7 protein-coding genes are annotated in these 9,788 nt (G+C 60.1%); 3 read left to right on the top strand and 4 right to left on the bottom strand.

The window, feature by feature from the left end:
* A partial coding sequence (locus tag BGO16_RS16605; RefSeq protein ID WP_292620166.1) for a 4Fe-4S binding protein occupies window positions 1-162 on the bottom strand: 162 nt, incomplete at its 3' end.
* Between the two features lie 648 nt (window positions 163-810).
* Here BGO16_RS16605 and BGO16_RS16600 point away from each other — a divergent pair.
* Complete coding sequence (locus BGO16_RS16600) at window positions 811-1,194, top strand: hypothetical protein (RefSeq protein ID WP_292620161.1); 384 nt, start codon at window positions 811-813, stop codon at window positions 1,192-1,194.
* Between the two features lie 619 nt (window positions 1,195-1,813).
* Here BGO16_RS16600 and BGO16_RS16595 read toward each other — a convergent pair.
* The 3 genes from BGO16_RS16595 to BGO16_RS16585 all read right to left on the bottom strand — a co-directional run bounded on the left by BGO16_RS16595 (window position 1,814) and on the right by BGO16_RS16585 (window position 7,889).
* Window positions 1,814-5,458, bottom strand: a complete 3,645-nt coding sequence (locus BGO16_RS16595; RefSeq protein WP_292620159.1) for a nitrate reductase subunit alpha — start codon at window positions 5,456-5,458, stop codon at window positions 1,814-1,816.
* Between the two features lie 1,182 nt (window positions 5,459-6,640).
* A complete protein-coding gene (locus BGO16_RS16590; protein ID WP_292620157.1) occupies window positions 6,641-7,036 on the bottom strand; it encodes a hypothetical protein in 396 nt (131 codons plus the stop codon).
* A 163-nt stretch (window positions 7,037-7,199) separates the two neighbouring features.
* Window positions 7,200-7,889, bottom strand: coding sequence for an ROK family protein (locus tag BGO16_RS16585; protein ID WP_292620155.1), 690 nt, complete (start codon window positions 7,887-7,889; stop codon window positions 7,200-7,202).
* A 125-nt stretch (window positions 7,890-8,014) separates the two neighbouring features.
* Between BGO16_RS16585 and yghU the strand changes: the two genes are divergently transcribed.
* Complete coding sequence (gene yghU, locus BGO16_RS16580; protein WP_292620153.1) at window positions 8,015-8,887, top strand: glutathione-dependent disulfide-bond oxidoreductase; 873 nt, start codon at window positions 8,015-8,017, stop codon at window positions 8,885-8,887.
* A 46-nt stretch (window positions 8,888-8,933) separates the two neighbouring features.
* Entirely contained in the window at window positions 8,934-9,614 is a 681-nt protein-coding gene (gene fabG / locus BGO16_RS16575; RefSeq protein ID WP_292620151.1) for a 3-oxoacyl-ACP reductase FabG, read from the top strand.
* The last annotated feature ends 174 nt before the right edge of the window (window positions 9,615-9,788 follow it).

Genomic DNA, 9,788 nt, shown 5'->3' with positions numbered 1-9,788 from the left:
TGTCGGATAGCCGGTGCCCGGCTTGGTCTCCACGTTGTTCCAGTACATGTACTCGGTGCCCTTGCGATCGGTCCAGATGTTCTTGCACGCAATGGTGCAGGTGTGGCAGCCGATGCACTTGTCCAGGTGAAAGACCATCGAAACTTGAGCTCGAATGTCCATGTGCGGTGCTCCTTCGTTCCTATAGCTCGTTGCTATGGCATCTGATTTTTGGTTTCTGATTTCGGTCTCTGATTGATTTTTTTATGCCTCATGCACGTGCGCTTATTGCGCTTATGCGACTGCGCTGCCGTCGGCCGTACTGTGCGAGCGGTAGCGAATTCACCAAAGCCAAGGCTGGCCCGTCCAGCATTGGCGCTGTGCCGCGCGGACGGCCCCCGGACCGTCGATCCGTCGATGCCGCGACTTGTCACGCTCTCGACGTGAGCGTTTCCAGTGGCGGCGTCGCTACACCGGCGCCCACCTATCGAACTTCTTGACGCGGACTAAGCAGGTTCGGCCAGACAGCGTGTCCACTAACTAAACAGCAGACTTGACCTTCTCCTCCCGAGTCTGATCCGCGGAGTTCCTCGGCAAAGCCGTCGTCGATACGCCATTCCGGAAATTGATCTGGAATGCTCCAGAATCCGCAGGCGTCGTCGCTTCGGAAAGCGATCGCTGCTTGTGAGCCGCCAAACGCCGGAATGACTGGGTCAACGCAAACGAAAGATCAGCGGTCTTGCCGCGAACCGCATCCCACAGCATCATCGTTTCCAGGCTCGGCACCCACATTCCCGGTCTGGCCGAAGCCCGATCCAGGGCGACCCGAGAATGGCGCGCGCGCTCACCATGCCCGACGTGCGCATGATCGTGGTCGTCGCGCTGTGCATTGATCGGCAACTGCAGCACCGTCGCGGTCTGGCCGGGAACGAGCTGCGCGACTTTGAGGATTTGTCCGTCCGGAAATTCCAGAGCGTCGTGCTGAACGTGCAGATTGTCCTCGTCAATCTTTCGGAAGCTCGCCACCTTATGATCCACCCGCGCCTTGCCCCAGAATCTCATGCCAAAAAAACGGAGCTGGCGCCTGAACCGAACATTTTCGTCGAAGGCAAGTTCCGTTCCCGGCAACAGGCAGACTGCCAGTTCGGGCGGACTGTCATGAATGACAAGCTTGGGACCGAGTTCCCCCACGGCAACGAAGCCGTGCACGTTTGATTTTCCAAGTTCCATCGTGACCAGCTTATCGGCGACCTTGGCAGGCCGAGAAGCAACGTGATGCAGACTGTAGTCGCACATATATGAGCTCCTCCAATACGACCGTGCGTTCTTTGGCCTCAACATCAACGTGCCCGCTCAGTTCCTCCTATTCCATGGAAGACGATCACTTTTTCGACAAGCGGGAACCGGGGCCGAATTAGCGGCGTGGCAGCCTACAAAAAACGACTGCAGATACGATTGCTGCTGATCTTGACGGGAACCGCGCGTCGAAGTTTGCGGGATCGAAAGGCGCGAACCCGATAACCTCCAGCCCGGTCTCCCGGTCAAGGAATTCAATCGCAGGTCTTGTCCGGCTACACGCTCCATCTCCGAGGGCTCTCTTTCGCCGAGAGAGTTATTTTCTCCGTTGGTTCGTCTTTGCGCGCGCAGGATCGCGTCGAGAACCGCCTCCTCCACATGCACATGCAGCAAACAAAAAAACCCACCAAACTGGTGGGTTCGAGGCAAGCGCGTGAGCGCATGGAAGGCTGTCTGGTACAAGCGCGCGCGCCCCGCGCAATTCTGCGCGGGGCGCGAGTTCGTACTCTTATGGCTGGTTATGCGTCGCGATGTCGCGCTACCATTCCAGCTTCTCCATCTTGCGCACGACAACGTGCGTGTCGCGCGTGAAGATGCCTGTCGGACCCCAGTAGTTCCAGCCATACGTGAACTGGGCATATCCACCCGCCAGGAACAGCGGGTTGATGCGAATGCGCGTCAGACTGTTGTGACCGCCGCCGCGCCACTGACGCTCCTGCGACTTCGGAATGTACACCGTACGCTCAACCGCGTGGTAGTACATGCAGATGCCCGGCTGAATTCGCCGGCTGACGTTGGCACGGGTGACGACCACACCGTTGTCGTTGTAGACCTCGACCCAGTCGTTATCCTCGATACCCACCTTCTCCGCATCCCGGTCATTGATCCACACTGGATCCATGCCACGAGACAGCATCAACATGCGGTGGTTGTCCTTGTAGGTGGAGTGAATGTTCCACTTACCATGCGGCGTGATGTAGTTCAGCACCAGCGAGCGGTCATCCACCAGGCTCTTCACGATATCGCCGGTCTTGCGCGGGTTGAGCCGCGGCTTGTAGGTCGGGATGTGCTCGCCGAAGTCGAGGTACCACTGGTGATCGAGGTACAACGATTGCCGGCCGGTCAATGTCCGCCACGGCACCAGCCGTTCGACGTTCATGCACCAGGCGGAGTAAGCACGGCCATCGTTGACCAAACCTGTCCAGCACGGGCTCGTGAGAATCCGTCTCGGCTGACGCGTCAGGTCGTAGAACGTCGACGAGACGCTTCGGGTGGGTTCGGCCAGATCAGCGAGCGGCAGACCGATGTGTTGCTCCTCGTTCAAGAAGCCCTGATAGCTCACCTCGCCGTTCGCTTCCGGCGCGCACAACAGCACGGTGTTGCAGGCATCGAGAACGTCTTCAAGGCTCGGGTAACGCTTGCCACCCCATTCCACGCACCGCATGTGTCTCGGATCCGGCATCGGCATGACCGGATTCTCGAGCATCTGGTCGTACTGTTTCCTGATCGGAATTTGCACGCCAACCGCAGAGACACCTTCCTCCCGCGCCTTGGGGCCGAACGAGATGAACTTGTTGTACAAGTTCGCGTAGTCACGCTCGACCACCCGCACGTGCGGAAAGGATTTGCCCGGCACCGGTTTGCACTCGCCCTCGGCCCAGTCCAGGATCTCCGGCTGCGACATCTCGTCGGGAGTATCGTGCATCAGCGGTTGAAGAACCACGTCACGTACCGGCTTGGAGAACGCCAGCGGCGCCATCTCGCTGACCTTCTTGGCGATCAGCTTGAAGATCTCCCAGTCGGTCTTCGATTCCCACACCGGCGGAACCGCCTGCCCCAGCACGTGCAGGAACGAGTGCAGGTCCGTCGTGTTCAGGTCGTTCTTCTCGTACCAGAACGCCGTCGGCAAGATGATGTCGGAGTATAGTCCTGTCGTGTTCATCCGGAAGTTGATGTCGACAACCAGGTCGTACTTTCCGCGCGGAGCGGTCTCGTGGTACTTGACGCTCGTCGACTTGCCCTTCGCACGATCTTCCGCGACCACGTTGTCATGCGCACCGAGATAGTGACGCAGGAAGAACTCGTGCCCCTTGGCGCTCGACTGGATCGCGTTGCCGCGCCAGATGAACCACACGCGTGGCCAGTTCTCCGCTGCGTCGGGATCGTCGATCGCCAAATTGACCTTCTTGCTGGCAACCTGGTCGACGACGTAAGTCGCAATATCTTCCGTGGTCTTCGCCCCACCACGCTCAGCGTCCGCCACAACCTCGATCGGATTGCGGTTGAAGTGCGGGGTGAACGGCATCCAGCCACAACGGATCGCCTTCGCCTGGAGGTCGATCGCGTGACCCTTGGCCCAGCGCGGGTTCGGCGCCGTCAGGCCATATTCGGTGAACTCCTGCTCATAACGCCACTGGCAGCTATGGGCATAGTGCCAGGTCGACGACTGCACAAGCCGAGGCGGCTTGGCCCAGTCGAGAGCCAAAGCAACCGTGGCCCACGGCGCAACCGGCGCAAGCTTTTCCTGGCCGACGTAGTGGTTGATGCCGCCGCCGTTGACGCCGCAGCAGCCGCACAGGATCAGGGCAACCGTCGCCGAGCGGTAACAGAGGTTATTGTAATAGAAGTGGTTGGCGCTGGCGCCCACGATTACCATGGACTTGCCATTGGTGAGTTCCGCGTTGGTCGCAAACTCACGCGCAAACCGGATCGCAGTTTCACGGCCGATACCGGTGTGACGCTCCTGCCAGGCCGGCGTGTAAGGTGCATCCTCGTCGTCGTAGCTGGTCGCAAACGAGCCTTCCAGCCCGCGGCTGTGACCGAACTGCGACATCATGATGTCGAAGCCGGTGGCGACCAGCACATCGCCCTTGTCCGTCGCGATCCGCTTCACCGGAACGCCGCGCGAAACAACACGACCGTTCGCAAAGTCGTCGAAGCCAACCTGAACCACTCCGTCAGATTTATCGATGAAGCTCAGCACCGGATCGATCGGGCTGTTGTCCAGCGTATCCTCCGCCGACAGGTTCCACTTGCCGTGCGTGGATCCCCAGCGATCGCCGACCTGACCCTTGAGCGCCCGGGGCTCGCCGCTCTTCTCGTCGATGACGAGCATCTTCCAGTCGGCGTTCTCGACGTCCTGATAACGCGCAATGCGCTTCGACCGCAGCAAGCGTCCGGTCTTGTAGGTATTCCCGTTGGGCTCCAGTTCGACAAGGAACGGAAGGTCGGTGTAGCGCTTGACGTAATCGATGAAGTACGGGACCTGGCGGTCGATGTAGTACTCCTTGAGGATGACGTGGTTGGCCGCCATCCACAGCGCCGTGTCCTGCCCCGCCTGGACCGGAATCCATTCGTCGCAATACTTGGCGACCATGCTGAAGTCCGGCGATAGAACCACGAACTTGGTTCCCTCGGTGCGCGCTTCGGAGATGAAGTGCACGTCCGGGGTGCGCGTCATGTTCAGGTTCGATGCCATCGAGACGATGAACTTCGAATTGTACCAGTCGGCGCTTTCGCACACGTCGGTCTGGTCGCCCCAGATTTCCGGGAACGATGTCGGCAGATCGGCGTACCAGTCGTAGAAGCTCATCGAACAGCCGCCGAAAAGCGACAGGAAGCGCGTGCCGGCCGCGAACGACAACATCGACATCGCAGGGATCGGCGAGAAGCCCATCACCCGGTCCGGCCCATGCTTGCGCGCGGTGTACAAACAAGCCGCCGCAATCATCTCACTCAATTCTTCCCACTTGGCGCGGCGAAAACCACCCTTGCCGCGCGCCTTCTGCATGCGCAGGCGCTTCTGGTCGTCTCCGACCAGCGAGGCCCAGGCCTGCACCGGATCCGGGAACGAGGCCTTCGCTTCCTTCCACATGTCGTAGAGCGGACCGCGGACGTAGGGATACTTGATCCGGATCGGGCTGTAGACGTACCAGGAGGCGGAGATGCCGCGCTGGCAGCCACGAGGCTCGTAAGGTGGCAGGCTGCGCTCAAGCAGCGGATAGTCCGTCTGCTGCATTTCCCAGGTGATGATTCCGTCCTTGACGTAGATCGCCCAGGAGCAGCCGCCGGTGCAGTTCACGCCATGCGTGCTGCGGAAGACGTTATCGTGGGACCAGCGGTTGCGATAGAACTCTTCCCACTTGCGCTCCCGTGGGTTAACGAGATCCAATATCCAGCTCATAAGCGTCTCCTCGGTGTGTTCGTCCGGCCGCGCGGCCGTCACTCACATTCTGTCACTTAGATTCTTTTATCTTGCCCATCCGGCCGTTGGCGTACTCATCCGTAAACCAACCGCCGTCGTACGGAGCCGTACTTCGTCCAGTCTCTGGTTCTCGCCTGGCCGCTATATCGACACCGCTCATCGCGCCTCTACCTTCTCCAACAGACTATCCTTCGCCGGGAGGTGTTATTCCTCCCGTCGTTCGTCGCGCGCAGGATCAGTCGCGGCGAGAGTCCGCCCGCTCATTTGCAGGCAAACGAAATCCACCACTCGGGTGGTGTTAGAGGTGAACACTTCCACCGCGGTCAAGACCGCAGTGGAAGTCATCAGCCTTGCGGCAGTTGGGTGGAATCTATCCCAGATGATGTTTTAACATAGACCGGAGTTTTTGGTTTTTGCAACGGCGCAACCCATGCGCGATGCGACGACCTCCTCTGCGGTAATCGCGACCGGTCGATCAACTACACAACATTGAGCACGCGCGATCGGTGATGCCGATGTCGATTGCGCACAGAGGCACTTCGTCGTCTTAGCAATTCAAACAGTCGTCTTGTTTAAGCATAAACGCTATTATTAGCGGGCAAATCCCAACACAAAAAACAGGATGGAGTTTGCTGCGAGCGCTGACGAGGCTGACGACTTCTGCTGACGGAAAGCGCAGCAGCATCTTATGTGATAACTAGATGACTAAGTTTGCAGCGCGCGCATTGTCATGGGCGGACTACGTGACTCCGTTTCGTAAAGGTTTCCTAAACAAGCCATTTGTCGTTGAGGCCGCCTGCCCGCGCACGAAACCGCCGCCAGCGCTTCTGCTTAGGCTGCAGAGACGAAGCGATACGATGTGGACTTACGAACTTTCACAGGATGCGCGAGTTGCGCGAAGGCGGCGCACTGCGCGGTTGCGTCAGGCTGAACACGTAGTCGAAGGCTGGTTGGCGTCCGACGCGCACGTCAAATGGTGTCGGTGAGGTGATGTCTTCCTGGTCGCAGAGGTAAAGGCATCTGCATTGCATCTTGAGAAAGGCAAAGAAACTTGCCCGTGGGTCGATCCTGTTAAAGCCGCCGACCTGTATATGTATGAGTGTTATATGTATGAGTGTTGGCGAAGACGCGGTGATTGTCCGCGGTTTCATCTTGCTATCATCACCCGCACGTCCACACCGGTCCGATCGGCGTTTGCGTCCAGCACGGGCCGATGCTGCCGCCGTTATAGCGGCCGCGGTAAAAGCCGGGGCGGCCGAAGTAATACGGCGTGCCGTCATACCAGTAGTAATACGGGGTCGGACCGATGAACCAATGGCGCCGCTCGCGGCGTGCGTTGCGCAGCACGACCGGCTCCTGCTTGAACAGCGGCGCGGCGTTGTTCAACGGCTGGCGATAGCCCGGCAGAAAGCCATAATTGTGCTGGCGCTGCACCTGCTTTTTGTGACGCGGCGCAGCTTCCGCCGCAACAGACGAGAGCGACAGGACGATGGCGATCGATAGGCACAGAAGTCGCGACATGGGCTGACCATAAACGGTCGACGACCGCAGGGCCATTCAAATTCCGACGAACGCGCGCGCCGAACCGGCGCGCCGTCCCTGAATCTATTTGTCATCGTCATCGCGCTTTTTCACGCTCAGACCTCGTAGGGTCGATGGCGCAAGCTCATCCGCCTCCCGCAAATGAAGGAAGAACGCGCTCCGCTATTGCGGCCCACGCTTAACACCACTTGCCCTTCCACAGCCGGAATCCGCCCTCGAACGCATCGGCGTTGTCACCGCGGCGCGATTTCGCCGGCAGCGTGTCGAGATGTTCGACATTACCGCCGCCGATCAGCACCTCGTCGGGCTCCAGCGCGGCGGTAAGTTGCCTGACGATATCGGTCACATGCTTGCGCCATTTTTTGTCGCCGCGACGCTCGCGCCCGGCCTCTCCGGCATAGTCCTCGTAAGTCTTGCCCTTCCGATACGGCAGGTGGCCCAACTCCATCGGCTCCAGTTCGCCATCGGCGATTATCGCGGAGCCAAGGCCGGTGCCGAGCCCGAGAAACAGCATCCGCCCTCCCCGGTAACCACCGAGCGCCTGCATCAGCGCATCGTTGACGACCCTGGTCGGTTTGCCGAACGCCTTCTGGAAGTCAAAACCCCTCCATCCCTTGCCTAGGTTGAAGGGATCGCGCAGCGGGCGATTGCCGGCGACAGGACCGGGATAGCCAATGGAGATGACGTCGCAGGACCAGTCCTTCGTCAGCGCCTTGACCTTGCGCACCATTTCTTTCGCGGTGAGGTCGGGTCCGGATTCGAACGCGCGTTTGACCCGATCCTTGCTGGTCATCACCTTGACGTGAGACCCGCCGACATCGATCGCGAGAATGGTCCGGGCGGATTTTGAGGTACGGCGTGTTTTCATCTTGGCTTTTCCGTCAACGTGCGACCTTCTTCATTCGTTCCGTCTCGCGCCCGTGTGCTTGCACGTTTGGCCATTCAGGTCTAACTGACCCCTCAAAAATCGCGCTTTTTTCCGGAGCTTCCTTGATGACCGATGCACCTTATACGCCGCCCAAAGTCTGGACGTTTGATAAGGAGAACGGCGGCAGATTTGCGTCCGTCAACCGCCCCACCGCGGGAACGACCCACGAAAAGGCGCTGCCCGTCGGCAAGCACCCCTTCCAGCTTTATTCGCGGGGAACGCCGAACGGCCAGAAGGTCACGATCATGTTCGAGGAGTTGCTCGCGCTTGGCCACACCGGCGCGGAGTATGACGCCTGGATGATCCGGATCGACGGCGAGCAGTTCGGCTCGGGTTTTGTCGAGATCAACCCGAACTCGAAGATTCCGGCGCTCATGGACCGCTCCGGACCTGAGCCGTTCCGCGTGTTTGAATCCGGCGCGATCCTTCTGCATCTTGCGGAGAAATTCGACGCCTTCATTCCGAAGACCCCGGCGGCGCGTGCCGAATGCCTGTCGTGGCTGTTCTGGCAGATGGGCAGCGCGCCCTATCTCGGCGGCGGCTTCGGCCATTTCTACAACTATGCGCCGGAGAAGATCGAATACGCCATCAACCGCTTCGCCATGGAGACCAAGCGGCAGATGGACGTGCTGGACCGCCGGCTCAAGGACAACGAATACCTTGCCGGCCCCGAATACACGATCGCGGATATCGCGGTATGGCCATGGTACGGCGGCCTCGCCCAGGGCCTGCTCTACGGCGACAGCGCCACCTTTCTCGACGTCCAGAGCTACAGAAACGTGCAGCGCTGGACCCGGCAGATCGGCGCGCGGCCCGCGGTGAAACGTGGCCGCATGGTCAACCGTTCCTCCGGCGATCCTGCGAGCCAACTCCACGAGCGCCACGACGCCTCCGATTTCGAGACGCGAACGCAGGACAAACTGGCGAAGCCGGCCTGACGCGCCCGCATCATCTGCCGTCGTTACCGACCTGGGAGACTCCTTCATGCACGGAAAAGTCGTCGTCATCACCGGAGCCTCTGGCGCGCTCGGCAAGGTCGTCGCGGATGCCGCCATCGCGTGCGGCGCGCGCGTGGCCTGCATCGACCGGACGGCGGCGGACGGCGACGCCACGACCAGCCGGATCCACCTCGGCGGCGTCGATCTGTCCGATGCGGCGCTGGCCATGAAGGCTATCGATGCGGCGGCTTCACATTTCGGCCGGCTCGACGTCCTCATCAATATCGCCGGCGCGTTCGCATTCGAAACCGTCGCTGATGGCGACCCAAGCACCTGGCAGCGCCTCTACGCGATCAACGTGGCCACGGCGCTCAACGCCTCGCGGGCCGCGATCCCGCATCTGCTTGCATCCGGCGCGGGGCGCATCATCAACATCGGCGCGATGGCGGCATTGCAGGCTGGCGCCGGCATGGGCGCCTATGCCGCCTCGAAAGCCGGGGTGCATCGTCTGACCGAAGCACTCGCCGCGGAACTGAAGGGCAAGGTCACCGTCAATGCCGTGCTGCCCACCATCATCGACACGCCCGCCAATCGCAAGGACATGCCCAAAGCAGACTTCGCGACCTGGGTAACGGCGGATGAACTGGCGAACGTCATCCTGTTTCTGGCAAGTGATGCGGCAAGTGCGGTGACCGGAGCACTGGTTCCCGTGCGTGGACGTATTTAGAACTTGACTACACGTTATATCATATTGAATACAACATCGCCGTAGTAACCCGATGTTAAGGCTCCCGTCCTTCAATCGAGCGGCACCGTCGCGGGTACCTTAATATCCCGGCCGGCAACTTAGAAATCGACCAATCTTGCTGTTGACCGTTTCCTTTTCCTCAGTGTTTCCTGC

Source organism: Nitrobacter sp. 62-23 (genome assembly GCF_001897285.1).
Taxonomy (GTDB): domain Bacteria; phylum Pseudomonadota; class Alphaproteobacteria; order Rhizobiales; family Xanthobacteraceae; genus Nitrobacter.
The sequence above is the reverse complement of the archived record's forward strand: the minus strand, read 5'-3'. Positions and strand labels throughout refer to the sequence as shown.

Bases quoted from the DNA above. Each gene is read 5' to 3' on its own strand.
- BGO16_RS16590 (WP_292620157.1), bottom strand. From the start codon at position 7,036: ATGGCCCTGCGGTCGTCGACCGTTTATGGTCAGCCCATGTCGCGACTT.
- BGO16_RS16585 (WP_292620155.1), bottom strand. From the start codon at position 7,889: ATGAAAACACGCCGTACCTCAAAATCCGCCCGGACCATTCTCGCGATC.
- BGO16_RS16595 (WP_292620159.1), bottom strand. From the start codon at position 5,458: ATGAGCTGGATATTGGATCTCGTTAACCCACGGGAGCGCAAGTGGGAA.
- fabG (WP_292620151.1), top strand. From the start codon at position 8,934: ATGCACGGAAAAGTCGTCGTCATCACCGGAGCCTCTGGCGCGCTCGGC.
- yghU (WP_292620153.1), top strand. From the start codon at position 8,015: ATGACCGATGCACCTTATACGCCGCCCAAAGTCTGGACGTTTGATAAG.
- BGO16_RS16600 (WP_292620161.1), top strand. From the start codon at position 811: ATGGCGCGCGCGCTCACCATGCCCGACGTGCGCATGATCGTGGTCGTC.